Source organism: Vibrio sp. JZG120, from assembly GCF_053890955.1.
Genome location: NZ_JBSRRK010000002.1, coordinates 119997 through 144553, shown reverse-complemented (window position 1 = coordinate 144553; position 24557 = coordinate 119997). Strand labels below are relative to the sequence as shown.

The following is a 24557-nucleotide window of genomic DNA, read 5'->3' as shown; positions in this document are numbered from 1 at the left end:
GAGGGGTAGCGCTACTTTACTGCGAATGGCATGAAGAACCAATGCTATTTCCCAATCGCCTCTTCAGTTCTATACCTTGGTCAAATCAATGTAAGTTCAAGAAAATGAAACGATTAGCGACTGGTGCAACTGGTTGAGTGAGCTATGCTCAATAGAGTTGCGACAAAGTAAGAGCATGGAGGAAGTCGGATGAAAGTGTCACTGGCTCGATGGATTATTGTGGCTTGTTTAATAAGCGTACCTACTTTTGCCGTTGTTACGCCCAACCCACCTCAATTAAAGGCGAAAGGTTACGTATTAATGGACTTTCAATCCGGTGCCATTATTGCCGAGCATAACGGGCGAGCAGGCCTTGCTCCGGCGAGTTTAACCAAGTTGATGACCGCTTATGTAGTTGGACAAGAAATCAAAGCGGGGCGTTTGAAATGGGATGATGTTGTCACCGTGAGCGAAAACGCGTGGTCGGCCAAGTTTCCCGGATCTTCTAAAATGTTCATCAAACCGAAAGATGAAATTAGTGTTGCGAACTTAATGCGCGGCGTGATCATCCAGTCGGGTAATGACGCGTGCGTTGCACTGGCTGAGCATGTTGCAGGCAGTGAACGCGGCTTTGTCGCCTTGATGAATGGTTGGGCGGAGAAATTAGGACTGCAAGACACTTATTTTGTAAACTCCCATGGTCTCGATAGTGAAGGCATCCAAACCTCACCCACCGATATGGCAAAACTCATGCAGTCGATCATCAACGATGTTCCCGCTGTGTATGCGCTATATAGTGAGAAAGTCTTCAAGTGGAACGACATTACGCAGTACAACCGCAATAAATTACTGTGGGACAATTCCATTGATGTCGACGGGGGCAAAACCGGTTACACCAGCAATGCGGGATACAGTTTGGTGAGCTCCGCCAAAGAAGGGAAAATGCGGTTGATTTCGGTAGTGATGGGCACGCCAAGTCAACAGGCTCGGATCAGCCAATCGAAGAATCTACTCAGCTATGGTTTTCGTTTTTATGACACCAAGCAAGTTGCTAAGCAGGGCCAAGTTGAGTCTAAAGTTCGCGTTTGGAAGGGAAATACCAATCAAGTTGAGGCGATCTTTGCTAAAGATGCCTATCTCACTCTGCCTCGTTCAATGACGGCTGGGCTTGATAAGAGTGTGGTGTTAAATGAACCATTGATTGCACCGATCGCGCAAGGGGATGAGATTGGTAAGGTCGTTTGGAAAAGCGATGACAGTACCGTGGCGAGTTATCCCTTGGTCAGCAGCCAAGCAGTAGAAGAGGGCTCGTGGTTCGGTCAGCTTTGGGACAGTCTGGTGCTGTGGATGAAATCGTTCTTTAACTAGAGTAAAAACGAGCAGAAGTGTCTTTCTGCATTCTTTTATTGATGGCCGCCCAGCTAAACGCTGGGCGGTGTTTTATTTAACGGTTTATTCCGACAAGGTGATGATTGGTAAATCGTCCCAAATCTTACTTTCATCCGATGCGCCACCGGAGAAGTTCCAAGGGCCTTTGTCTTGCTCTAGCGGGCGGTAAGTTGCTGAAAGGCCGTCTAAGTCCCAAGTCGTGACATAGAAGCGGATTCCATCGAGCGAATCTGGGCGACCTAGTGCATCGCTAGCAAAGTCCATTGAAATGGTGTTGTTGGCTTTGTCTACTGTCACTGTTGGTGCTGGCGTTACGGCTTCTCCCCATGTCGTCGCATTTGCTCCTTTGGTGTTGTAAATCGAGCTTTGCCAGCCAAAAACAACCGCATTGCGACTCCAGGTTCCGCTTGGCATAGAAGCGTTGATCTTCGGTAGCTCAGACAAGTTGGTTGCGGCTTCTTCCGGTAAATCAATAAAGATGGTGAAACCCACGTGGTCGAAGCCGTTTGGTGGCAACCAAGTGTCGGTGATGTTGTCCATGGTGAGGGTCAAACGTACGTTACTGCCAACGGTAAACACTTCTGCCTTGTTGATTGCGAGTTGGCTGTTGTCTTTGTCGAACGTTGGATCGGTTGGTAATGAGTAGTTACCGTTTGGACCGCCCATGCCGTCTTGTGCGTCCCCCGCATCATCAATGGTGTCATCCGGCGAGCTTGACCAGCTTAGGTTCGAAACAAAATTCACGTCCTCGATGCCTGCTTTTTTCTCGGTGGAATAAATCGCGAAGCGGTGCTGTTGTTCGCCAATTGCAAAGTGACGAGTCGACAGCGTGACGCTAAACTGACCATCAGCGCCTACAGTAATGGTTTGCGCTGTTTCCAAGTTACCATCGATGACGAGGTTCAACTTCTCGTTGGCGTTCGCACTACCCGCGATAACAATATCACCAGTGATGGTTTGTCCTTCCCAATCCTGCGCTAGTTGGATGTTGAGGTCTGGGGTCTCTACAGATTGGTTGCTACTTGTTTTTGAGTAAATCACTGCAGACTTGGCTGGTAGCTCAAGGGTTACGTGACCATTTTCATCTGCGACTAACTGCTCTGGAGCGTTTGCCCAGTTAGACATGATTTGTTGTTTGAAGACGGTGCCGCCGACTTGTTCTACATCGAGTTGGTTCATCAACATTGGCGAATTCGATGTGTTCATCACAACCAAGACTTCGTCGTTATCCAACGTTCGAGTAAAGGCGAAGACGCCCGCGCCCGCTTTATCGCTGCCAATCACTTTTATTTCGCCACGTGTCATGACTTTGTTTTCAGTGCGTAGCTTGGCAAGTTCTTGAATAAACAAGTACATCTCACTGTTTTGGTCGAACGAGTCTACGTAGTTGCCATCTTTACGATACCCTCCGGCGAACATCGCATCACGCGCCGCTGACATCGCCTGTTCTGTACCTTGGTAAATCACAGGAATACCCGGCACGCTCATCATGGTGATCAGTGCTTGTTTCATGTCATTCACGCTACCTTGCGACAGAAAACGCGGCATGTCGTGATTATCAATGAAGTTCGGCATGATGTATGGATTTGGGAACATCTCCATCATTTTCTCAAGACGGAAACGTAAATAGTCGGTCGGTTGTCCTGCTGCAAACACGCGCGTCATGGTCGCTTGCAATGGGAAGTTCAGTACCGAGGTTAGCTGTTTCGGTGAGCCACTTTCACCGATGTAAGTCAGCATCTTCTCTTCGCCTTCGGTGTTGTATGGCGTAGATGTTTCGAATACTTCACCAAAAGTGAGGAAGTTGTCACGACCGGTATCAACCGCTTGCGTCATCACACCATCGTCGGCGTGTAGGAAATCGTTCCAGAAATCGTGTTCAACAAACTTCACCGTATCGATACGGAATCCGTCGACGCCGACTTCGCGAATCCATTTTCGGTAGCTCTCTTTTAGATAAGCGCGTGCTTCAGGATCGGACGTATTAAGGTCATCCAAATCAGAGAGCTGCCAGGTTTTTTCTTGTACCGGATCGTTGTGGTCGGTGATGGTTGGCGTCCAGTGGTAGCTGCCTGTGCCGTCTGTTTTACACTCGTTCATGTTGAGGGGGTACGGCAGCTCTTGCCCGGCGGGTAGTGCATTTTCAATCAAACGGAAACCTTGGCAAGGTAGGCTTGGATCATAACTGTAAGGATCATCGTAGGTAAAGAAGTTGCCTACATGGTTGGTCACGATGTCCTGAATTAAGAACATGTTACGCGCATGCACTTCGCGTGCTAACGCTTGGTAGCTTTCTAGGTCGCCGAAGTGCTCATCCACTTTTTGGAAATCGCGCGCCCAGTACCCGTGGTAGCCGCCGTAGTTTTGCTCCGCATCCCACCATTGGTTAGCAACTGGCGGAGTAATCCAGATCGATGTGGCTCCGAGATCTTCGATGTAGCTTAGCTTATCACTCACGCCAACGAGGTCGCCGCCGCTGAATTTTTTATCCGAAGTTGGATCGAATTCGTTTTGCCCTTGATCATTAAGAGCGCTGTCGCCGTCGTTAAAACGGTCGATCATCAGGAAGTAAATGATTTGATCTTGCCAATCAGGAGATGCCACGTGGCTGCCTGTATCGATTGGTGTGGTTTCGTCGCTTCCACAGCCAGAAAGAGCAAGAGCGATCGCGAAAGGAAGTATTTTTATTTTATTCATTGGGTTAGGTAGAGTTTCAAACACAGTTTTTGCCTCCGTTATGCAGCAATGCAGAAACGATAAAGCAAAGGTTTGAAATTGAGAGTGTCATTTCACGCCAAAAAAGACGTGAAATGATGTCACGAAGCGGCGACTTTGATCTGACCGACAGTTTTAATTGAGCGGTTGCACAATAGGATATTGTATCGGGTAATGCTCTTTCGCGAGCTCGTTGTCGGATTCATCATAAAGGCGGAAACGGCACTGTTTTGCAGCTTGAGTGAGCGATAATTGTAGCACCCAACAAGCATAATGTAGCGAGTGTTTGGTTAAGCGCATTGCGTGAGGTGTGGGGTCATCATCGACGTAACCGTCAATCCTCGCAACGTTTTCAAGTCGGCATGCCAGTTCGATAAAGAGCGTGTATTGCGCCCCAATGTTAATAAGCTGCCGAGTCGGGACAATATATTCCGTTGCGCCAATTAAAAGCCCCTTAGAAACTACATAATCACGCTGGTGGTTATTCTCAATGTAACGTTCTCCATCGACTTCATAACACAGGCGAAAGGTAAGGGGATGCGCCACCGGAAGTTCAGTCGTTGCCCAGAGTTCGGTGCCATGACTTAAAAAACGCTCGAAGAAGGCGGGGTAGCGCCGCCATGCGCCATCACGGTCACGGCATTCTACCGAGACCACTTTTTCAAACGCAATATTGTCCACTTCCATCCAGATTTTGCCGACAGGTTGGTCGATGTGGTTATCGTCGAAGGTATTGGCTTTGGCGTAGTACAAGCGGATCGGTTGCTGATTTAGCTGAGTTCGGTTATCCAAACATTGTTGGCGATACTGCATGGGTGAAAACGGATACCAACGACGAAAAGTGCGGTGAAAGTTCGATGGTTCTTCATAACCAAGTTGATAGGCGATTTGCTGCGTCGTGAGTTGGGTGTCGGCAAGCAAAGTGAGTGCTTGCTTTCTTTTAGCGAAATCAACGCATTGAGAGTAGCTCATTTGCTTCTCTTGCAGTCGACGTTGCAAGGTGCGTTTGGAGACGCCCAGTTGCCTTGCCGCTTGCTCTAATTTGAGCGCGTAATTGCTGTTTTTGATGAACAATGCGTTCAAAACACTCAGCAATTCTGGCTGTTCAATTGGTTGGTGAGAAAGCAGCAAATAAACATGTTTCACCAAGTCAAACACGCTTGAACTCGTTTTAGAATCTCGCGTTTCCCCTAGAAAAATATCGGCCGCGAGTGGATTGCTGGCTTGAACTTGTACCTGTATTGATTCGCTTAACTCAAGCATTTCCAACTGCATTTTGAGCAAGCCAAACACCGACTCCGCCCAATTTGGCATATCGGCCGTTCTGCATTCGACTTGCAGATGGATTTGGGCATCACCATGTTGCAATGTGACGTACAAACGGCGGTCGAATAATGAGACACTTTTACTCCACCAAAGCAGCCCTTCTTGGAGGTTAGGCGCTTCTTTCAACATCATGCATTGCAAGGCCACCAACTTCTCAATGTGCCAATATTCACCGGCAATTCGAAGGTGATTGTGACCGAGCTTTTTGCACAGAAAGGATGTAATAACGTTATCTTGAGGCAGCATGAGTTGAGTTCGGTTGCGAGCAAACATGCATTATTGCTGAAAGGATGAAGAAGTTCAGTGAGAACGCTCAAAGCCTTTCTTATCGTTTTATTTTCAAATTTATTTTGAAAATGTTTTTAATCGAAATCGGTTTTTCCCTTTATCTCATGAGGTTATGCTGTTACTCAGCTTAAATTCATTAATTGGAGAACCTCATGGATATCGTACAAGCTGCAAAATCTCGTTACTCAACGAAAGTGTTTGACCCAACGCGCAAGCTACCTCAAGAAAAAATCGATGCAGTTAAAGAGCTGATTCGTTTTAGTCCATCGAGTGTGAACTCTCAACCTTGGCATTTCATTCTGGCAAGCACAGAAGAAGGCAAACAGCGCATCGCTAAAGCGGCGCAAGAGAACTACGCGTTTAACGCGGCGAAGATTCTCAACGCTTCTCACGTATTGGTGTTTTGTGCAAAAACAGGCATCGATAACGACTACATTGAAGCGCTAATGGTGCAAGAAGAAAAAGATGGCCGACTCCCAACTGAAGAAGCGAAAGCGGCTGTGCGCGGTGGTCGTAGCTACTTTGTGAACATGCACCGTTTTGATCTGAAAGATGCGAACCATTGGATGGAGAAACAAGTTTACCTCAACGTGGGTACGTTGCTGTTGGGTGCTTCGACGCTAGAAATCGATGCAGTGCCAATTGAAGGGTTTGATCCCAAAGTGCTGGATGAAGAATTTGGCTTGCGTGAAAAAGGTTACACCAGCGTTGTGATCGTGCCGCTTGGCTACCACGCGGAAGATGACTTCAACGCGAAAACGCCAAAGTCTCGCTGGGATGCAGAAACCGTATTCACCGAGATCTAATTCGAGCTTACTTGCAGGTTACGTAGAACCCTGTAATCAATATATAAATCGCAAAAGAGTGATAAAACGATGATCCACTTAGTTGCAGAAGTGAAAGCCTATCCAGACAGTAAGGATCAGGTGTCGAATTTGCTTTCTGGTTTACTAGAGCCAACTCGCAAAGAAGAAGGCTGTTGCCAATACGAGTTGTATCTCGACGAAAAAGTTGAAGGCCTATTTATGTTCCAAGAAATTTGGGCATCGCAAGAGGCCTTGGATAAGCATTTGCAAAGCCCGCACATGGCGACGTTTCTTGAAACATTGGAAGAGAACGATTGGGTTGAATATACCCAGATTCGTCCTCTTCGATTTATCGCCTAATGACAGAAGGTTGCCAGCACGTTGGCGCGTTGCTGGCAGCATTTTTGTTGGATAAAGTCGCGGAAAGTCCGAATCGTTGGCGTCAGTAAGCGACGATCGGCGCACACCATGTAGAGTGGCACTGGGCCGCAATCCCACTCTGGTAACACTCGCACCAATCTTCCCTCGATTAAGTCTCGGCTGATGTCCATCAACGACTTATTCGCAATGCCTTTGCCTTTGATCGCTAACCGATGTGGCAAGTCACTATCGTTGCTCATCAAGTTACCGCTGACCACGATTTGTTCTTTCTCGCCGTCACGCGTGAGCGTCCATTTGTTGTAGACCGAATCCGCGACCATATAGCACAAGCAGTTGTGTTGCATTAAATCGGCAGGAGAGGTGAGTTCTGGGTGTGTAGCTACGTACTCTGGCGATGCACATAAGATCCGTTCGTTTGACCCACACAAAGCCAACACGACCAGATTGGAGTCGGCCGGCTCGCCGTAGCGAATCGCAATATCGACAGGCTTGGTGTACATATCCGTCAAGCTATCGGACAGCTCTAGTTTGATGGAAACATTTGGGTAGAGATCGATGAACTCATCCACCCAATCGAGCAACATGTTGCGACCAAAATCGGAGGGCGCGGTAATGTGTAGCTGACCAGACAGTTCACCGCGCGCACTTGAGATCTGATCCAACCCCTCTTGCAATGTTGCCAACGCTTGCGTGGTTTTGTCCAAAAACAGTTCGCCCTCTGAGGTTAAACGCAGGCTTCGGGTAGAACGCACAAACAGCGGGAAACCGATTTGCCCTTCAAGACGCTTAATCGATGCGCTAATGGCGGCAGGTGTCATGTCCATGCTGTTAGCGGCTTTTGAAAAGCTGCCTTGGCGCGCGGTTTCGACAAAAATATTGAGGTCGTTGAGGGCTTTCATCGTGAAAAGGATGTTTGTGAAGTTTGAGCTACTATAGGGGAGATGAGCAAAGTAATTCAAGCTAAACGCCTTTGAAGGTGAAAACATTAGGTTAAGTGGTCACTTTGAGTTAGATTAGCCCGCCACTTACATCGTTACTGGATCAACAACATGAGCAACGAACAGCCGAATAACCCTCTGCATGGGTTGAGTTTAGAAAAAATCGTCACCCGACTAGTTGAACACTTTGGTTGGAATGGCCTGTATGAGCGCGTTCGAGTGAACTGTTTTAAGAAAGATCCGTCGATCAAATCTTCGCTGAAGTTTTTGCGTAAAACGCAATGGGCAAGAGATAAGGTGGAAGTGCTATATATCGAGACGTTCTGCTGATCACTCTATGGTCTGCAGCAAGCGTTATGTAGATTCTTAGTCTCGCCTTGGCTCGCTATAATGACGTCACTTTTCTTATCGTGTGGGCTTTAAGAGTGGCTCTGCTGTTACGTCTAAAGCGTGATTCAGAATCTACCCTCAGATTGTATTGAGTTTATTCATCGCTCTAGGGTCTGCAGCAAGCGGTAAGTAGATTCTTAGTCTCGCTTTGGCTCGCTAGAATGACGCAGCTTTTCTTATCGCGTAGGCTGGAAGAGTAGCTCTGCTGATACGTCTAAAGCGAGATTCTGGATGACTCGCTTGTGCTCGTCCGGGATGTTTTTTTAGATAGTGTTTTAGAGTCAGAACCTAAACGAGGTTCGTCATTCTGAACAGAGAGGAACGAGCGTGATTCAGAATCTACTCTCAGAATATATTGAGTCCATTCATTGCTCTATGGTCTGCAGCAAGCGGTATGTAGATTCTTCGTCGCGCTTTGGCTTGCTAGAATGACGCAGCTTTTCTTATCGCGTAGGCAGGAAGAGTAGCTCTGCTGTTACATTTAAGGAGAGATTCCGGATGGTCACTTAGGCTTCTCTGGAATAGCTTTTTAGATGGTTTTATAGAGGTCAGAGCTAAACTCGAACCGTCATTCTGAACAGCGAGGAACGAGCGTGATTCAGAATCTACCCTCAGATTGTATTGAGTTTATTCATCGCTCTATGGTCTGCAGCAAGCTGTCAGTAGATTCTTCGTCTCGCTATGGCTCGCTAGAATGACGCTAGTTCTCTTATCGCGTAGGTTGGAAGATTAGCCCTACGTTATTCCCGACAGCGATGAAGAATAGCTGTCGGGAACCTCGCCTTTAATCTCTCGTTTCTTGCTACTCTAAATGATGCGTGCTACCCACAGTTCCTTCCAAGTCTAAAATCGACTGGCGAACGTGGTCTGGAATCGCAGCTTTTACGTTGTTCTTAAAATCAAACATCACACCAGTAGCGGTCGCGATGGTCGCAATCTTACCCCACTTCTTACTCAGCACTTGGTATTCCATCGTGATGCGATCTTCTTGCATGTCGATTACGCGCGAGCCGACTAATAACGTGTCTGGGTAAGTGACAGGAAGCTTGTAGCGGCATTGCGTCTCGCTCAGTACTGGCCCAATTTGCGAGGTTTGCAGGTCGACTAGCAGATTAATTTTGTTGAAGTAATCTAAACGCGCTGTCTCGAAGTAGCGGAAATAGACCACGTTATTGACGTGTTGCAGAGCATCCATTTCACCCCATGCGACTTTGATCTCTGTGATAACGGGAAAGTCCTTTAACAGTGTGTCCATTTTTAGTGCTCCTTTTTCATCTGCATTGCCACAAATTGCGACGCGACTTATCACTTTGAGCATTTATTCTAGATGTAATCATTTAATATGTAATAAAATTGTTTTTAAAATGTGAAATGAAATGGCAATCTTATTATGTAAACTAGAAACTTTACATAATCGAGTTGAAGGCGTAAGTTTAACTAAGAGTAACCAAATAGGAGGTGTCTCATGACTGAGCTGAAAGGTTTCAATCTAGCCAAGGTGGAAAAACGCATTGACTGGACTGGCGAGCTGTTCAGTTTAAGGGTCTCAGGCGCGCCTCTTACCTTTAAAGCCGGCCAGTTCACCAAGCTTGCTTTGCTAGATGATGAGGGCAAGCCGATCAGCCGTGCTTACTCTGTGGTTAATGCACCAAGCGAACAGTTCGATTGGTTGGAGTTCCTAATAGTAGCGGACCCTCAAGGACAACTTTCCCCAAGGCTCCAAAAGCTTAAATCTGGTGATAGTATTTATGTTGGTGAGACCGCACATGGTGATTTAATCCACGATTCTATTCCTAAACAGGCTCATGATCTGTGGCTGCTATCTACAGGTACAGGTATTGGACCGTTTTTATCGCTACTGGATGATATAAACTTACCACCTCATAATGAGCGAATTGTGCTTGTTCATGCGGTTCGCTACGAAAAAGATCTGGTCTACAAATATCTGATTGAGCAACTACAGCAACGATATGAAGGCAGACTAAAGTACATCCCGATAGTCAGTAGGGAAGTGGTGGATGGTCAGTTACAAGGTCGAATTCCCGAACTCATCGAATCGGGTAGACTGTCCAACGCTGCTGATATGCCATTCTCTGCTCAAAGTAGTTTTGTCATGATGTGTGGGAACCCGCAGATGATCAAAGATACCTTGCCAGTCTTACAAGGGCTTGGGTTGGAAAAGTATCGTCCTAAAACAGGAGGCAATATCATCTATGAGCGTTACTGGTAGCGTTTGGTTAAATTGATATAACCATATTGAACACATGATGATCACCAATACAAAAGTCGTTCATGCGTCCTAGCTTGTTCGATCAAAAAAGCCACATGAAGTGGCCTTTTAATATCGATAGAGTTAATCAGACTTATTGTTGATTAACGTACGCTTTAAAGCGAGCTTTGGTTTCTGCGTCTGCTTTTTGGTACCAGAAGTGCAGCATCTCTTCTGCTGTCGAATCTGATTTAACCGCAGTCGCTCTCGCTTGTTTCATATCTTCAGGAATCTTTGCTGGCAGTGTGACTGGTTGAGCAACGGCTGCACCAGCAACAGCGATAGCAGCAACGCCGCCTGTTTTGTTGTAGCCTTCCACTTCACGCACGTAATCACGACCGATTTGCATACCCGGTTTGATCAATTTGTCTTGCTCAACGGCGACGGTGTTGCCTGAATCATCAACCAGTTTCCAATCTAAGTCCTTGATCTTTTCTTCCGCATCGCGAAGGTTGCGGTATTCTGGCATTTGTAGCGTCAGCTCGGCATTGGCAGCGTCAAATCGTGTAACGATAACATCGCTTTCAACACTTAAACGGTCATTACCTTGGTTAAAGTAAGGGGCGAAGCGAAATACGACTTGGTTAACGCCATCAGGTAACGTTAGTGTTCTTTCTGAGGCGAAAAAACCACCCGAAAGGTCTGCTTTTTCACCGTTAGCCGCTAATACTGAAACGTCGTCAGGAACACTCACGGTTACATCTGCGAATGCCATGCCACTCATTGCGAGAGCAAGCGCACAAGTTAAAGGCTTGATCAATTTCATTGTTTTTATCCTAAGCAAATTAGTGGTCATCGAGAGTGCATCGTTCATTGCCCGATTGCAACTCCCAAGTGTAAGAAGTATGAAAATTTAACAAGAACGTCATTTTTATCGCATTTATTACGGGGAAACTGTGATCCAAATAGAATCAAACCGCTGCAATAGAGCGGTTTGATATCATAAATTATAGATTAAATTTCTTTCTAACTTATTGATTTATTAAATGCCTGCACCGTGTCCAGGCTCTGATTGGTCATCAGAAGCGTCTTGTTGTTCTGCCATTTCTTCTTGCTGTTGTGCTTTCTCAATGCTCAACCACCAAACAAATAACTCATACCAAATCGCCAGGATAACGGCACCTAAGAACAGACCTACGATGCCGTAGAAAAGCATACCACCGATGGCACCGAGCAGAATCACAGGCATTGGTACGTCGACACCACGTCCCATTAACATTGGTTTGAACAGGTTTTCAGAAAGTGCTGCAACTACTACCCAGACAGTAAACATGGTGGCTGTCGTTGTATCTTGAGTCATGTACATAAAGCCGATCACTGGCAGTACGGCAAGCAGCGCTGGTAGCTGAGCGATACACAAGATCATCAGAATCAGAGTGAGCAAACCAGCTGCTGGAACGCCAAATACAAAGAAACCAGCACCGATCAATAGGGCTTGAATCGCCGCCACACCGACTACGCCAAGCAGTACGCTTTTAATGGTTGCTGCGATAAGCGTGGTCCAGCTTTTAGCGTTTTCACCAGCGGTACGAATAGCGATGGTTCTTAGCCCTGATGCTGCAGATTCAGAGTACGTCATAAAACCTGCTGCAATCGCAAGTGACAAGATTGAAAGCAGTAAACTGCCCAATACACCGCCAAGTGTGCCTAGCAAAGAAGTGAGCGCGGACTTTATCTGCGGCATAAAGGTTTGAATCGCTTGTTCAAGGTTAGTCGCGAATAGGGTCCACACCTCATAGAGCTTATCACCTACGACAGGCCAATCCGCAACGGAAGGTTTTGGACCTGGGATCTTCACTTGTCCGTTTTGCAATACTTCAAGCGCATGCGTTGCACCATCTACAATGGAGCCTGACACCATAACAAGTGGTGTGACTAAGAGTGCAATACCAAGTAAAGCAATCGTTGTGGCTGCCAGGCCTCTACGACCGCCATATGCACGCTCCAGCTTTTTTGTAAGTGGCATTAAAGCGACGGCTATAATTGCACCCCAAATAACGGGAAGAATGAAGGGTTTGATGATGTCGTATGTAAACATCAGCAAGACGAAGATCAAGCCAATGCGTATTGCTGATTCCACCATATTACTGATGAAAAGCTTACTGTCGATTTTTACCGATTGTTTATCCATTTTTGTTTACCTGATGATCAATGTTAGAACTGACGAGACTTGAAACAACAATCGCCATATAGAACACACCTGTAATGGCCTCTAAATACACCACGACTTGAGCCAATGGCGTTAGAGGGCTGATATCGCCATAACCAAGCGTGGTTAAGGTGACGAAACTAAAATACGCCGCATTAGAGAAATTCTGCCCCCAAGAAATGGCTTCCATACCAGTGAATGAGGTTGGCGAGAACTCTAGAAGAATGAGATAGGCAATTGCCCACATCAGACCAAGCAGCAAGAAAAGCGCGACTGAGCCAATGACTTTGTTGCTATTGACGTGGCCAGTGAAAAGAATCTGCCTTGCGATGGATTTAAAAGTGCCGAAAAAGAACGCGAAGGTGAGGGCAAGCATCACTACATTCATCTCTCGGATGTTGAAAACGGTCTTGATCACAATCACAAGAACCCAAACGCCAAACAGGGTATAGAGGAAACGAGACCACATTTTGTCGAAGCGAAGACTGGCAAAACAGACAATGAACGTGAGAACCGTGAACGCCTGCAGTATGTGTTCAATCGTCCCTTCACCTACCACTTGTGCCATCGCACTCCCTAGCAACAAAATCACTAGCGCTAAAGTTAGATAGAAGAAGTTGTTTTCTTCATTAATGTTTTTGAGTTTTTTACCAATGACCATGGTTCTTCTCACTTAGTTACTGTTCATTTTCTGCCGATGAATCTTTCATCACCATGATGGACGCAGAAAGCCCGAATCGAAGATCAACATCTTCTGGAAGTTCTGGGATTGAGATTCGCACCGGAATACGTTGTGCTAAGCGAATCCACTGAAATACAGGGTTCACGTTTGGAAGAAGGTTGTAGCCGACCGTGCCGTCTTTCGGCGCAATACCCCAACCGATAGAGTCAACCGTTGCGTCAATTGGCGTGTCTGGGTGAGACATCAAAGTGACGCGTGCTTGGCTGCCAGGTTCGATTTGCGCGAGTTGGTTTTCACGGAAGAAACCAAACACCCAGAAACTGTTCTTGTCGATCAGCGCCAGCAGTGGCTGGTTTGCGACCGCTTGCGTACCGTTTCGAATATCGAGGTTAGACACAAAACCATCGACGGTCGCATAAACTTTGGTGAAACTGAGGTTAAGGCGCGCTGACTTTAATTGCTCTTCTGCAGATTTGATTTGCAGCAGCGATTCTTCGTAAGCGATTTCACGACGAATCAGATCCTTGTGAGAAACCGCGCCGCGGTCTTTGGCGCGAATATCTTTAAGGCGGTCGTATTCGATTTTTTTGCCGCGAGAGCTAACAATGGCGCGTTCTAGTGCCACTTCGGCTTGAGACAAAGCAACTTCGTAAGTCGCAGGGTCGATTTCAAACAGTAAATCGCCTGTTTTCACTTCTTGGTTGTCTTGCACCGCGACATTTACAATTGGGCCTGATACACGAGGAGCTACTTTGATGACGTTCGCGCGCACTTGGCCATCGCGTGTCCAAGGGTTATTAAAATACTCTTCAAATTTTTGATAGCCGAGCCAAGCTGCGCCACCAAGAATGACAAGATTGAGTGCGATTACGAATAGTTTTTTCATCTTGTTTGGCACCTAAAATTGAATATAAAAGCTGTCGATGGCCACCACATAACCGACCATGATGGCAATAAACGTCAGAGACGGAAAAGCGATGAAGCGAGACAAACGTGTCTTGTTCAATATCATCACCGTTATCCACGTTGCCGTGACGGCGAGAAAGAGCACCAGTAGCGTGGGAGAAAAGTAAATGTCTCCCCAAGAGAGTTCATGAGGCATTAGAGATCCTCCGTTTTGTTCTTATCGCCGTTTTCCGTCGGTGTTTCGATAGGCAAAGGTGGCAACGTGCGGTTTTCTTCATCCAGATAACCGTCCCAATCGGTACGATCTTGCATCTGCTTGGCGATGGATTCTTCAAGGAATGGTTTCCCCGTTTGTGCCTGCCAGCCGCCGCCCAACGCTTTGTACAGCGCTATTACTTGGTTCGCGACATTGCCTTTAATTTGCGCGTAACTGTCTTCCGCGCGGGTCATTTTTTCGACTGAGTTGAGCAGTCGCTCAAAAGAAATTTGGCCGTTTTCGTACTGCGTCATGGAGATGTTGAACGCACGAATGGAAGAGTTGACCGATTGCAAACGTAAATCTTTTTGCTGCAAATACAGGTCATACGCTTCGATGGCATTGGTCACTTCGTTCACGGCTTGCAGCACTTTTTTGTTGTAGTTGGTCAGCGTTTCTTGGAAACGAGCATCTTCGAAACGAATGTTATTTTTCACGCGTCCGTATTGGAAAATGTTCCAACTGAACGTTGGGCCAACCACCATGGTGAGCGAATCGCTAAAACTGAAACTGCTGCCATCGGGAACCGTACTGTCGATACCGATGGAACCGAACAACGAAAAGCTTGGGTACAGAGCCGTTTCCGCCACGCCAATCTGCGCACTTTGCGCGCGAGCTTGCATCTCAGAGACTTGCAAATCAGGACGTCGCATCACTAAGTTAGCATCCACTTGCGTATCTAAAAGCGGAGGACGTGGCACAATGGAACGCTCGTCGGTACCCGATAGCGCCGATTTTCTGCCTGTCGATTTGAACTGCGCTTCATAGTCAGCAATTTGCTGCGTCAAACCGTCCGATTGCAGCAATTTCTCTACTTCTTCAGGCAGTACGCCCAGTAACAAAGCCAGTGCCGTGCGCGATTGCTTCATCGCGACTTCTAGGCTTGGTTGCGCGGCTTTTGTGGTGTAAAGCTGGTTTTTCGCTTGCTGTACGTCTAGCTCTGTTACGTTGCCGGAATCAAACTGAACTTGGGTGATGTGCACAACGCGTTCTTGAATCTCGATATTGCGGCGAGACAGCAAAATACGTTCTTGGAATGTGCGATAGTTAATGTAATTGCGTGCTACTTCGGCGGTGATGGTGACCATGATGTCGTGATACGACGCGATGGATGCGTAATAACCAGCTTCTGCAGATTCGATTCCTCGAGCGTATTTGCCCCAAATATCCATTTCCCACGCAGCATCAAACGACAGAGCGGCGTTGTTTACACCCTGATCATTCACGTAGGCACGCGCTAGATTTCCTGACACGGTTTGAACTTGCGGGTATTGCAAGCCGGTCGAAATGCCAAGTAATGAACGCGCTTGAACAATGCGCAGCCCCGCGGCTTCTATGTCTAGGTTTTGCTCATTCGCCAACTCGACTAATTGATTGAGCGTCGGGTCGTTAAACTGCTGCCACCACTGTTGTAATTGTTGCTCGGATTGCTGCGTATCTTTGGCTGCTTTTTGCACCGACCAATCGCTTGGTAATGGCGTTTGCGGTGGGTGGACATAGTCTGGCCCCACAGTGGTACACGCACTGAGCCCGAGCAGGGAAAGTATGGCGAGGCTTGGTTTGGTTAGTTTTGGAAGCATCATATCCCCACCTTTAAAACCGCTTCTGTTGTAAGTTCACCCAATCGATATCCTCGTAGGTTTGCTTGCAATGCTTGATTGCTTCGAACACGTTCCGTTTTAAATTCAGCAAGATATAAAAACCGGCTATCTCAGAATAAGCGTAGTCAGATAAATCCAACTCACTAAAAAAATCTTCCAGTTTATCTTCGAATGTTTGGTAATCCTGACTGTATTGGTCGAATACGGAGTCGAGTTCTTGTGTTGCTTGGTGGCTGGCTAAAGCGCCCGCCATCAAAGGAATGATGGAATCGCGGTGTTGTTGGCGAAGCTGAGTGATCAGCGGATTGGTCATCAACTTTTTCTCGGCGGCCATTAAGATGTTGATGTGATTACTGAGTACATCACACGCTTTGCTAAACGCGCCAATCGCTTCTGGCGTGGTTTTGTCAAAGTGTTTGTGGTTGATTTTCGAACCCCACACCTTGAGCTTTTTCGATGAAACGTTGAGCGTCACCAAGTGCAAGGCCCGTTTGAGCGGCGTAATAATAGAGCTGGATTGCTTCTGATAGGAGTCAAACAGATCCCGAGTGTGCCTAAAATAGCGCTCTTTTATGGTCAAAAAGAGGTGTTCTGGTCGTGAGCTAAACGGGAAGTAGTGCGCGAAAATGATCATGAACACCACCATGTAGAACAGCAGCATGATCGTCATGAGGATCCCGAAGTGATAGAACATGTTGTTGTCTAAACCGAGAACAAACAAGCCCACCATGTAGAAAATCGTCACTGGCCCGTTGAACAGATAAAAGCCGATAAAGGTGTAGATAAAGATGAATAGGCCAAGCTCTAACCCGAGATCCAATTGGGGAAGAATGAAGACGTAAGAAGGCACCGCGAACAAGAAGCCGAAAGTGAACAGCACTAGCAACAAAATCGGGTGCACAGGCACGAACGACAGCAAAGACATAAACATGGTCGAGAAGACCACGAACGAGTATCCGCCTGGCGGATTGAAATAAATCCAAATCAGTCCTGCAACCCAATAAGTGACAAAGGTTTTGACCGCGGTTTTAAAGTTTTCTGCGTCCCACCATAGAAACTTGCCTTTCGGTTTCGGCAGCGGCACGTCAAAGGAGACATTGTTCGTCACAGAGTCAATGCAGCTAATGCTCTCCGCTAAACGCGACAAGTTTTGATGCATGAGCCCCAAGAGGTGCCCCAGCATAAGCGCAGAGCCTTTCTCTAGGTGCGCTGCGTCTTCAAGCAACGCTTGGTTGTATTCGACTTTGAATTCTTGAGCACGAAAAGCGGGCTCTTTTTCGTCCCACACTTGTTGGCAGGTATCAAATAGCGCGTCAATTTCCGCAACGGCTTGATCAAAGTTGCTGATGCTTTCACGGTCTTGCTGGTGGCTAAAGTGGCTGTGCGCCGCGACGGTCAATTGTTGCGTTACCTGCTTGTTCAAATGAACCGCCAAGCGCCACTCTTTCATGTAGGCCGACACGTCGCTGCATTCCACACTGACTGTGGCAAAACGCTGTTCGAGCGCATTTTGGGCGGCAAACATCTGTTCGATAAGAGAATCCACGCTAGGTTGTGGCTCTCCTGCTTCTGGATTTTCTTCTCCCTTTTCTTGAGGAGAGACTTGCTCTGCCGATTTTTGCTCGAAATTTTGCAAGATAGCGGTGAACAACGCGCGTTGTGCTTGGTTGAGTTGTTCGATGAGCTGTCTTAGGTTTTGTTCTGTTTTGGTAGGGAATAAGAAAGTCCCGACGAGTGTGTAAACCACCACCCCAAACACCGTCATATAAGCGCGGTCAACGCCATAAAGAAACGCACCTTCTGCGTCACCGCCATTGGACATCATTAGCGTCATCACACCGGTCAGCATGAGTAGCGTTGGATCTTTTTGATAGGCATTACGGAAGTAAAAAATGAAAGAGACCACAACCGATACGCTCAGCATGTACAGCAAGCGGTCTTGGGCAAACAATCCCACCAGTAACAAGCCAACGACGGCGCCAACCAACGTACCGAACACACGTAAGGTACCTTTGGCGAGTGATTCACGACGACTGCCTGTGGATGCAATCAGCATCACTGTGGTTGCGGCCGTCGATGCTTGCGGCCAACCCATGGCAAACGGGATCAGATAAGCCAGAGTCAGGCTAAGCGATACTTTAATAGCGAATTTTATTTTGTCGTTCATAGTGTCAAAGTTTGCTCAGGCTTATCGTTATAAGTTGATGAATTTCTTATGTGAATAATCAGAATCTTGTTCTGAATAAATTCGGGGGGCGGAATATAGCGGGTGAAAAAGTGTGCTTTGTAAACCCTTTGTCAAAACACAAAGTGCGTATTTGGCTCGATCTCGCGCTAGCCCTTGGCGTTATTGATGAAACGCCTAAAACGAGCAAAATCGCGATCTGTGACGATTCTCACTTTTGAAACAAAATCGTTGTGTTGTGTGAGCCAATTCTCACCTTATATCCTTCGCCTGATACTAAAGCAGGCCACTCGTACCATCTGCAATGAGCTTTGCTGCTTTAAAAAGCATAGATGATGAATGGGTATTTGAGAGGGAAAGTTATTATTTTTTATCGGCTTGCCGATTGTTCGCTTGTTTTTTTGGATCGAGATAAAAAAACCAAAGCGATACCACCAAGAATGATGCCACTGGTTAAAAGTGTATGCAGCGAAAGAGGTTCGTGGAGTACGACGGTACCTAGTAGCAAAGCAATGGCTGGCACGGAAAGTTGGCTGACGGCGGCCTGAAGTAAAGAGAGCTTACGCATGACTTGATACCAAAGCGTATACCCAAGGCCAGATGCAATGGCGCCAGACGTGATAGCGAGCAAAATTCCGCTCAGAGAGAGATGGATTGAGGACAGCATCAATGGTGATAGGAGTATGCCAATTATAGATGCAGCGATAAACCCCCATGTGATGCCACTACTTGGAGAAGGCGCTTGTTTGCCGAGCGCAGTAAACGCAGCCCAACAAACGCCAGAAATCAACATGAGAAATGCAGAACTGATATCGGGGCGAGTGGCAGATGGCAACATTAACCAAACAAAGCCAACAATCGAAAGGCCGATACCGATGATTTCGAGAAACTGAAAGCGCTCACCTTGCCACCAATAGATTGCCAGTAAAGTCAGTTGCACGGCACCAAACAAAAGCAAAGCACCGGTTCCTGTCGCCAGTTGTAAGTACGCGAAAGAGAAAAGGGCAGCGTAACCAAATAACGCCACGCCAGCAAAAAAGCGAAAGCGAGAAGTTGGCCGATCGGTTTTCCACTGACCTCTCACGACAAGCAATGCGATTAAGGTAATCGCGCCAGATATCAATCGAACGAGAGTGAAGCTTCCTGCATCAATCAACCCTTCGGCCAATGCAAGTCGGCACAATAATGAATTGGCAGCGAACGCCAGCATCGTAATAGCAGTGAGTAAAAAGGTCGACATCCTTGGCCCTTAACGCAGAAATATGGATTGAGTGTAGCGTCAAACGACCTTTTTCATTAGTTGATAAAGTGATTAGTTATAGCTGTCAGAGCGAGAAAACCATCAAAAATCACCAAAGAAAACCTGACCTTAGCCTGAGTGTTACTGTGGTAGGGATGGTTGTTCGTACAATGACTTGATGGTGTTTTTCAACCATAGCAATTTGGGATTGTACGCATTGCGTTTATGCCAAATCATGGTAAATGGAATCAGTAACTTGTCTTGTTGAGTTTGGTCTAACGGAATTGGCAAGCACACCAAATCGAGATGCAGCTTTTCTGTGTAGCTTTTGCAATAGTGCGGCGCGGTGGTGATCATGTCATGCGTGGGCTGCGCTGCCATAAAAAGGGATTGCTCAAAGTTGGACATCGTCAGCCCGATAGAGCGCTGTAGCCCTAGTTCCGTTAACACTTCATCCAACGCCCAAGTTTCACTTTTTTCCCAAACAATATTGATGTGTTGGTAGCTCAGAAAGGTCTCGAGATTCCACTCTTGCTGTAATGCCGGATGATCTTTATGCAAATACACCATCGGCAGGTCATAAAATAGAATCTCAAAATCCAAGAAATATGGCAGAAGATCCAACGACTCTTTCGATCTCGGGTGACTTTCTCGGCCGGTAAAACCGATATCTGCCTCGCCTCTAATGATGGCGTCGAGTGAATCGTAATCCCAGTTACTGGTTTTTACTTTCGCTTCAGGGTATCGCTGGTGGATAGCGACGATGAGTCTGTCCAGTACCGTGAGCACTAATGGCGACTCAATCGTGATATCAAAACGCACTCCTTTAGGCGTAATATCGCTGCGTTTTTCTGCAATCTGGCTGCCAATTTGCAGCCATTCTGCAAGATCTTGCTCCATGCTTTGTGCCAAAGGCGTTGGCGCAAGACCTTTAGGTGTTTTGACAAACAAGGGATCATCGAACCAATGACGAAGTTTGTTGAGCGACTTACTTACGGTAGAGGGCGTAACGTTCAGCTTTTTCGAGGCTTTCGAGACGCTTTGCTCTTGCAGCAATAATTGCAGAGTGAACAGTAAGTTTAAATCAAGTCGCGCTAGGGATTTCTTCATAATGGGTATCGTGAACAGGCTTTGGAATCAATAGTATTAGAGCAAGGCTGATTACGCTACCTAACACTAAGATAAACACCAACATATTCAGTGCACTAACGCCGATGAAACCCATAAACCAAATATAGAACGCTGAACTACAAACTTGAGCAATGCCCAGTAACGAGCTCGCCACGCCAGCTTGTTGAGAGAATGGGCTGAGCGCTTGGCTCATGGCCACGCCAAAGCCACAAGCGAAGCCAGCGCAAATCAGACCAAGTCCGAACACATAGTAATGAGATTGTCCATCATGGAAATGGGCAGCACTGAGCACGATGGCTGCACAAGCGAGCAATACTTGAGAGGTCATCATTAAGGTTCGCTGCTTAAAAATCCCCAATGCCAATGGCGCCGAGAACGAAATCAACATACTGATCGTCGCAGTCCCAGCCATGATGGAAGAATAGCCACCGCGATCAAAACCAAGCATGCTCATCACGACAATTGGTGAAGCGTTAACAAAGGTCAGAATGGTGGTCACTCCAAGCGCAGTAATGATCAGCCTACTGATAAAAAATCGCTCGAAGAAAGTCTCTTGATGGCTCTCTGGCGCTGTCTGTTCTTCACGTTGTTGGCTGGGTAGTGATTCCTTGAGAACAAAAATGGCCAATACACTGACGAGAATGCCCATTCCTGCCATTGTGGTAAACAAACTCGGCCAAGGAAATTTCAGCATAATCAAGTGACCAATCACGGGTGCGATCACTGGGATGATACAGGTGATGCCATTGAGCATCGACAATACTTTCGCGCGGCGCTCATCGTCTAACGTGTCGCGTAAAATCGCGAACGCGACGACATAGCAAGATCCAGCTCCGATGCCTTGGCAAAAGCGAGCAATCAAGAAAGCGTTTGGTTGCTCAGCCATCCCGCCGAGAAAAGACGCGAGCACGAAGATCATCGCGCCGACGACGGCAACAGGCTTTCGTCCCACAGAGTCTGCAATTTTCCCCGCGAATAACATGGTGGTAGCCATGCCAGCTAAATAGATCGAAAACGCAATATGCAACTGAGATTCACTGGCGTTGAGATCTGACGCAATTTGAGGCAAACCAACAAGATACAAATCAATGGCAGTAGGGTAGAGTAAAACGAGTGCAAAACTACAAAGTAAAAAACGGGACATGGAAACCTCTCTATCGAATGGCGAGGATAATAGAGTGCTAAACGTTTGCCTGCGAGTGGGAAATACGACACTAGGTATTTCTATTTACGACATACCCTGTATGAATTGAGCATAAAAACAACAAGGAAGATTATGATTACTATTGAAAAGTATTCGCCTGAGCGACATGAACAAACTTGCGAACTTAGCGTGCTAGAAGAGCAATCGCAGTTTACGGTCGCGGATGTGGGTGAAATGCTTACACGTCTTGAACCCACAGAGCTTCCGCATCTGATTTTGGCGGACGATGACGTGGTTGGCTTTTTTCTATTTGATGCTGCTTACAACGAGAAATACGATTTTTGCTCGAAAAACAGTTTAGGCGTGCGTGCTTTGCTGGTGGATCACCGTCATCAAGGCAAAGGCATCGCCAAGCAAGCCATTCAACAGTTTGCCGATTTCGCCAAACGCCATTATCCCGAGTTTGATGCGCTTTATCTCACCGTGAATTGCCGCAACATACCTGCTTATCAGTGCTATTTAAAATCAGGGTTTGAAGATACCAATGAGCTTTACCACGGCGGCCCCGTTGGACCGCAGCACATTATGAGACAACCGCTTTAACTAGGAAAACACCAAGGATGGAAATATGAGAATTGAAATTGACGATTTAGAACGGCCGCAGGTGCTTGCGTTGTTGGAAGAGCATTTACAGGACATGTACGCTACATCGCCACCAGAGAGCGTGCATGCGTTAGATGTAAGCAAGTTGAAGCTGCCTTCAATCACATTTTGGACGGGCTGGGATGGTGAGCAGCTATTGGGATGTGTGGCAATGAGCCAACTAGAAGATGGTCACGCAGAGTTGAAATCGATGCGTACGACGCCGTCGGCGAGAAAACAGGGCGTGGCATCCCGCTTACTCAATCACGTGATTGAGCAAGCGAAACATCAGGGGATACAACGTCTAAGTTTGGAAACTGGGTCGATGGCATTTTTTGAACCTGCGCATCGCCTATATGAAAAACATGGCTTCGTGTACTGCGAGCCGTTTGGCGACTATCAACCTGATCCAAACAGCCGCTTTATGACCCTAGCGTTGTAGCCCGTCGCGACTAAAAGTTAAAGTAGTAATTAGCTCCTGGCGAGATGAGTGATGCACGCTCACGCGCCAGTTGTTTTCTTCTCTCTCTAATACGCTTCGCGTTGTCTTTATCTAAGTTTGCATCCAATTGATGATCAAGGCGTGATATCTCCGCATCTAACGCATTAATGCGTTGTTGACGCTGATATTCTTGATGGCCTAACTGATAGTTTTTAAGGAAAAGATCGTTAGAGCAAACGCCATAGTAGGTTTTTCCTTCTACACCCACCGTGTAACCATTGTCTGGCGAACAGTAAAGAATGGTGCCTTTATCGAAACCGTCTTGCCACTCAACGTGATTTGGCGTTACGCCTGCTTCGCGACAGTCTTTAATGTATTCGTACAAAATGTTTGGGTTGTTGCCTGAGCGGCCATCTTGGTAGCCGACGCGATACCAGTCTGCGGTTTGGCATTGTTCTGGCGACATGCTGCTACAACCAGAAAGTAATGCAAATATGGCAAAGAGAAGCGCAATGCGTTTCATGAAGTGGATTCCTTGTTACTGCGTTAGGTTCGCTGATTATAAATGAACAGTGTTCATTTCCAATAGATAAAATTAATAATTACCGAGTTATTGATGCGTTGCGCTTGTGAGTTTGTCGGCTTGAAGCAAAAATTTTTTGCTTGTGGAACGAGCGTTGTTCGTCAGTAGTGATGTTACGAATAGAGTGCTTTGCGTGAAAGGAGAGGTGAGACTAGTGGGCTGGGAATCTCTTCGTAAGCCGCATCTACAAACAGTTGCCTGCGCGAATGTTACTTTTTCTCAGAGATTCCCATATCAAAAGCCCCTCGATCGAGGAGGAATGGGACTTTCGATAATTTTACGCTTAACTTTCAAATGAAAGTTTGTTGCCAAACGCGGACTTCCAGTCTTTATCAAATTGATCGACAGCCGGCTGAACTGCTGGATGAGAAAACATCTGCGCGGCCACATCGACAGGCAAGGTAATCGCTTCAATACCTAACTTCATCACTTCCATCGCTTGTTGGGTATTCTTAAAACTCGCTGCCAAAATTTTTGCAGGCAGTTGGTTTTGATCCAGTAGCAATTGCAGGTCTGCGACCACTTCTACACCGTTTCCGTTCATCGCATCAATACGGTTCACATAAGGCGCAAGATAGTCAGCGCCACACAATGCCGCAAGGAAACCTTGCTGAGCAGAGTAAATAGCAGTGGCGAGTACTTGAATTCCCTCTTTTTTCATTAACTTAATTGCCGCTATGCCCGTTTCGGTTGCTGGCACTTTAACGACCATATCATAGGGTAATTCTTGGATTTGGCGCGCTTCTTCTACCATGCCTTCTACAGTTGTGCTCACCACTTGAGCATGGAAACGGGGTGTGCCCCCTAACGCTTCTTGCATGCCAGCTAAGGTTTGGTTCAAGCCTTGTTTTGACTTCGCCAAAATACTTGGATTTGTGGTTACCCCTTTCAGAGGTAGGCATTGGTTAAAGCGTTTTACTTCTGCCACGTCAGCAGTATCTAAATAGAGTTCGATCATGGGTTCTACCTTATACAAAATCTTCGTTTTGATGATGGGATCACTATAGATCTGACAATCCGTCGAGATCTTGATTTTGATCAATTGAAATTTCAATTGAAATTATAATAATTTCACAAAACGAAAGTTAAGTGGCAATATTTCATTATCAAATGAA

The 24557-nt window shown here is 46.7% G+C and carries 23 protein-coding genes; 7 read left to right on the top strand and 16 right to left on the bottom strand.

Annotation, left to right across the window (positions count from 1 at the left end):
* The first annotated feature begins 189 nt into the window (after positions 1-189).
* Positions 190-1347 carry a D-alanyl-D-alanine carboxypeptidase family protein gene (locus ACWPOD_RS06540; protein WP_456231693.1) on the top strand — a complete coding sequence of 386 codons (1158 nt, stop codon included), beginning with the start codon at positions 190-192 and terminating at the stop codon, positions 1345-1347.
* 84 nt (positions 1348-1431) lie between these two features.
* Here the strand turns inward: ACWPOD_RS06540 and ACWPOD_RS06535 are convergent, their stop codons facing one another.
* Complete coding sequence (locus ACWPOD_RS06535) at positions 1432-4089, bottom strand: alpha-amylase family glycosyl hydrolase (RefSeq protein ID WP_456231692.1); 2658 nt, start codon at positions 4087-4089, stop codon at positions 1432-1434.
* Between the two features lie 129 nt (positions 4090-4218).
* Positions 4219-5682 (bottom strand): helix-turn-helix domain-containing protein, encoded by a 1464-nt coding sequence (locus ACWPOD_RS06530; protein ID WP_456231691.1) that lies wholly within the window; start codon positions 5680-5682, stop codon positions 4219-4221.
* Positions 5683-5849: 167 nt separating this feature from the next.
* Between ACWPOD_RS06530 and ACWPOD_RS06525 the strand changes: the two genes are divergently transcribed.
* Positions 5850-6503: an oxygen-insensitive NAD(P)H-dependent nitroreductase NfsB gene (locus tag ACWPOD_RS06525; protein WP_025609956.1), complete on the top strand. Its 654-nt coding sequence runs from the start codon at positions 5850-5852 to the stop codon at positions 6501-6503.
* A gap of 69 nt (positions 6504-6572) precedes the next feature.
* Complete coding sequence (locus ACWPOD_RS06520; protein ID WP_257897642.1) at positions 6573-6863, top strand: putative quinol monooxygenase; 291 nt, start codon at positions 6573-6575, stop codon at positions 6861-6863.
* Here the strand turns inward: ACWPOD_RS06520 and ACWPOD_RS06515 are convergent.
* Positions 6860-7783, bottom strand: a complete 924-nt coding sequence (locus ACWPOD_RS06515) for a LysR family transcriptional regulator (RefSeq protein ID WP_015313624.1) — start codon at positions 7781-7783, stop codon at positions 6860-6862. The genes ACWPOD_RS06520 and ACWPOD_RS06515 overlap by 4 nt on opposite strands.
* A gap of 150 nt (positions 7784-7933) precedes the next feature.
* On the opposite strand from ACWPOD_RS06515, the gene ACWPOD_RS06510 reads away from it, so the two are divergent.
* A complete protein-coding gene (locus ACWPOD_RS06510) occupies positions 7934-8152 on the top strand; it encodes a VF530 family protein (RefSeq protein ID WP_257897643.1) in 219 nt (72 codons plus the stop codon).
* Between the two features lie 862 nt (positions 8153-9014).
* On the opposite strand, the gene ACWPOD_RS06505 is transcribed toward ACWPOD_RS06510, so the two are convergent.
* Positions 9015-9467 (bottom strand): acyl-CoA thioesterase, encoded by a 453-nt coding sequence (locus tag ACWPOD_RS06505; protein WP_005374933.1) that lies wholly within the window; start codon positions 9465-9467, stop codon positions 9015-9017.
* A 210-nt stretch (positions 9468-9677) separates the two neighbouring features.
* On the opposite strand from ACWPOD_RS06505, the gene ACWPOD_RS06500 reads away from it, so the two are divergent.
* The gene (locus ACWPOD_RS06500; protein ID WP_456231690.1) at positions 9678-10442 is read left to right on the top strand and encodes a ferredoxin--NADP reductase; all 765 of its coding nucleotides are present in this window, start codon (positions 9678-9680) and stop codon (positions 10440-10442) included.
* Between the two features lie 133 nt (positions 10443-10575).
* Here ACWPOD_RS06500 and ACWPOD_RS06495 read toward each other — a convergent pair whose 3' ends face one another.
* The 10 genes from ACWPOD_RS06495 to ACWPOD_RS06450 all read right to left on the bottom strand — a co-directional run bounded on the left by ACWPOD_RS06495 (position 10576) and on the right by ACWPOD_RS06450 (position 21775).
* The gene (locus ACWPOD_RS06495; protein WP_258632500.1) at positions 10576-11247 is read right to left on the bottom strand and encodes a DUF2057 domain-containing protein; all 672 of its coding nucleotides are present in this window, start codon (positions 11245-11247) and stop codon (positions 10576-10578) included.
* Positions 11248-11463: 216 nt separating this feature from the next.
* Entirely contained in the window at positions 11464-12612 is a 1149-nt protein-coding gene (locus ACWPOD_RS06490) for an AI-2E family transporter (RefSeq protein ID WP_005396613.1), read from the bottom strand.
* The gene (locus ACWPOD_RS06485; protein WP_005396612.1) at positions 12605-13291 is read right to left on the bottom strand and encodes a potassium channel family protein; all 687 of its coding nucleotides are present in this window, start codon (positions 13289-13291) and stop codon (positions 12605-12607) included. The genes ACWPOD_RS06490 and ACWPOD_RS06485 overlap by 8 nt, the downstream gene beginning before the upstream one ends.
* A gap of 16 nt (positions 13292-13307) precedes the next feature.
* Positions 13308-14198 (bottom strand): HlyD family secretion protein, encoded by an 891-nt coding sequence (locus ACWPOD_RS06480; RefSeq protein WP_456231689.1) that lies wholly within the window; start codon positions 14196-14198, stop codon positions 13308-13310.
* A gap of 12 nt (positions 14199-14210) precedes the next feature.
* Complete coding sequence (locus tag ACWPOD_RS06475; RefSeq protein WP_005462724.1) at positions 14211-14414, bottom strand: DUF1656 domain-containing protein; 204 nt, start codon at positions 14412-14414, stop codon at positions 14211-14213.
* Positions 14414-16057 carry a TolC family protein gene (locus ACWPOD_RS06470; RefSeq protein WP_015313622.1) on the bottom strand — a complete coding sequence of 548 codons (1644 nt, stop codon included), beginning with the start codon at positions 16055-16057 and terminating at the stop codon, positions 14414-14416. The genes ACWPOD_RS06475 and ACWPOD_RS06470 overlap by 1 nt, the downstream gene beginning before the upstream one ends.
* 10 nt (positions 16058-16067) lie before the next feature.
* On the bottom strand, positions 16068-18242 hold the full coding sequence (locus tag ACWPOD_RS06465; protein ID WP_456231688.1) for an FUSC family protein: 2175 nt from the start codon (positions 18240-18242) through the stop codon (positions 16068-16070).
* A gap of 388 nt (positions 18243-18630) precedes the next feature.
* Positions 18631-19500, bottom strand: a complete 870-nt coding sequence (locus ACWPOD_RS06460) for a DMT family transporter (protein ID WP_140087581.1) — start codon at positions 19498-19500, stop codon at positions 18631-18633.
* A 141-nt stretch (positions 19501-19641) separates the two neighbouring features.
* Positions 19642-20610 (bottom strand): HTH-type transcriptional regulator YidZ, encoded by a 969-nt coding sequence (gene yidZ, locus ACWPOD_RS06455; protein ID WP_024702169.1) that lies wholly within the window; start codon positions 20608-20610, stop codon positions 19642-19644.
* Entirely contained in the window at positions 20585-21775 is a 1191-nt protein-coding gene (locus ACWPOD_RS06450; protein ID WP_152813220.1) for an MFS transporter, read from the bottom strand. Before ACWPOD_RS06450 ends, yidZ begins: the two co-directional genes overlap by 26 nt.
* A gap of 132 nt (positions 21776-21907) precedes the next feature.
* On the opposite strand from ACWPOD_RS06450, the gene ACWPOD_RS06445 reads away from it, so the two are divergent.
* Together ACWPOD_RS06445 and ACWPOD_RS06440 are read left to right on the top strand one after the other, a co-directional pair.
* A complete protein-coding gene (locus tag ACWPOD_RS06445; protein WP_167427780.1) occupies positions 21908-22378 on the top strand; it encodes a GNAT family N-acetyltransferase in 471 nt (156 codons plus the stop codon).
* 25 nt (positions 22379-22403) lie between these two features.
* Entirely contained in the window at positions 22404-22859 is a 456-nt protein-coding gene (locus tag ACWPOD_RS06440) for a GNAT family N-acetyltransferase (protein WP_017447218.1), read from the top strand.
* A 10-nt stretch (positions 22860-22869) separates the two neighbouring features.
* Here ACWPOD_RS06440 and ACWPOD_RS06435 read toward each other — a convergent pair whose 3' ends face one another.
* Positions 22870-23382 carry a DUF2799 domain-containing protein gene (locus ACWPOD_RS06435; protein WP_053808269.1) on the bottom strand — a complete coding sequence of 171 codons (513 nt, stop codon included), beginning with the start codon at positions 23380-23382 and terminating at the stop codon, positions 22870-22872.
* Between the two features lie 343 nt (positions 23383-23725).
* Positions 23726-24400: a fructose-6-phosphate aldolase gene (locus tag ACWPOD_RS06430; protein ID WP_167427778.1), complete on the bottom strand. Its 675-nt coding sequence runs from the start codon at positions 24398-24400 to the stop codon at positions 23726-23728.
* Between the last annotated feature and the right edge of the window lie 157 nt (positions 24401-24557).

Bases quoted from the DNA above. Each gene is read 5' to 3' on its own strand.
- yidZ (WP_024702169.1), bottom strand. From the start codon at position 20,610: ATGAAGAAATCCCTAGCGCGACTTGATTTAAACTTACTGTTCACTCTG.
- ACWPOD_RS06445 (WP_167427780.1), top strand. From the start codon at position 21,908: ATGATTACTATTGAAAAGTATTCGCCTGAGCGACATGAACAAACTTGC.
- ACWPOD_RS06440 (WP_017447218.1), top strand. From the start codon at position 22,404: ATGAGAATTGAAATTGACGATTTAGAACGGCCGCAGGTGCTTGCGTTG.
- ACWPOD_RS06515 (WP_015313624.1), bottom strand. From the start codon at position 7,783: ATGAAAGCCCTCAACGACCTCAATATTTTTGTCGAAACCGCGCGCCAA.
- ACWPOD_RS06480 (WP_456231689.1), bottom strand. From the start codon at position 14,198: ATGAAAAAACTATTCGTAATCGCACTCAATCTTGTCATTCTTGGTGGC.
- ACWPOD_RS06430 (WP_167427778.1), bottom strand. From the start codon at position 24,400: ATGATCGAACTCTATTTAGATACTGCTGACGTGGCAGAAGTAAAACGC.
- ACWPOD_RS06495 (WP_258632500.1), bottom strand. From the start codon at position 11,247: ATGAAATTGATCAAGCCTTTAACTTGTGCGCTTGCTCTCGCAATGAGT.
- ACWPOD_RS06540 (WP_456231693.1), top strand. From the start codon at position 190: ATGAAAGTGTCACTGGCTCGATGGATTATTGTGGCTTGTTTAATAAGC.
- ACWPOD_RS06485 (WP_005396612.1), bottom strand. From the start codon at position 13,291: ATGGTCATTGGTAAAAAACTCAAAAACATTAATGAAGAAAACAACTTC.
- ACWPOD_RS06435 (WP_053808269.1), bottom strand. From the start codon at position 23,382: ATGAAACGCATTGCGCTTCTCTTTGCCATATTTGCATTACTTTCTGGT.
- ACWPOD_RS06530 (WP_456231691.1), bottom strand. From the start codon at position 5,682: ATGTTTGCTCGCAACCGAACTCAACTCATGCTGCCTCAAGATAACGTT.
- ACWPOD_RS06510 (WP_257897643.1), top strand. From the start codon at position 7,934: ATGAGCAACGAACAGCCGAATAACCCTCTGCATGGGTTGAGTTTAGAA.
- ACWPOD_RS06465 (WP_456231688.1), bottom strand. From the start codon at position 18,242: ATGAACGACAAAATAAAATTCGCTATTAAAGTATCGCTTAGCCTGACT.
- ACWPOD_RS06460 (WP_140087581.1), bottom strand. From the start codon at position 19,500: ATGTCGACCTTTTTACTCACTGCTATTACGATGCTGGCGTTCGCTGCC.
- ACWPOD_RS06500 (WP_456231690.1), top strand. From the start codon at position 9,678: ATGACTGAGCTGAAAGGTTTCAATCTAGCCAAGGTGGAAAAACGCATT.
- ACWPOD_RS06450 (WP_152813220.1), bottom strand. From the start codon at position 21,775: ATGTCCCGTTTTTTACTTTGTAGTTTTGCACTCGTTTTACTCTACCCT.
- ACWPOD_RS06470 (WP_015313622.1), bottom strand. From the start codon at position 16,057: ATGATGCTTCCAAAACTAACCAAACCAAGCCTCGCCATACTTTCCCTG.
- ACWPOD_RS06475 (WP_005462724.1), bottom strand. From the start codon at position 14,414: ATGCCTCATGAACTCTCTTGGGGAGACATTTACTTTTCTCCCACGCTA.
- ACWPOD_RS06520 (WP_257897642.1), top strand. From the start codon at position 6,573: ATGATCCACTTAGTTGCAGAAGTGAAAGCCTATCCAGACAGTAAGGAT.
- ACWPOD_RS06490 (WP_005396613.1), bottom strand. From the start codon at position 12,612: ATGGATAAACAATCGGTAAAAATCGACAGTAAGCTTTTCATCAGTAAT.
- ACWPOD_RS06505 (WP_005374933.1), bottom strand. From the start codon at position 9,467: ATGGACACACTGTTAAAGGACTTTCCCGTTATCACAGAGATCAAAGTC.
- ACWPOD_RS06525 (WP_025609956.1), top strand. From the start codon at position 5,850: ATGGATATCGTACAAGCTGCAAAATCTCGTTACTCAACGAAAGTGTTT.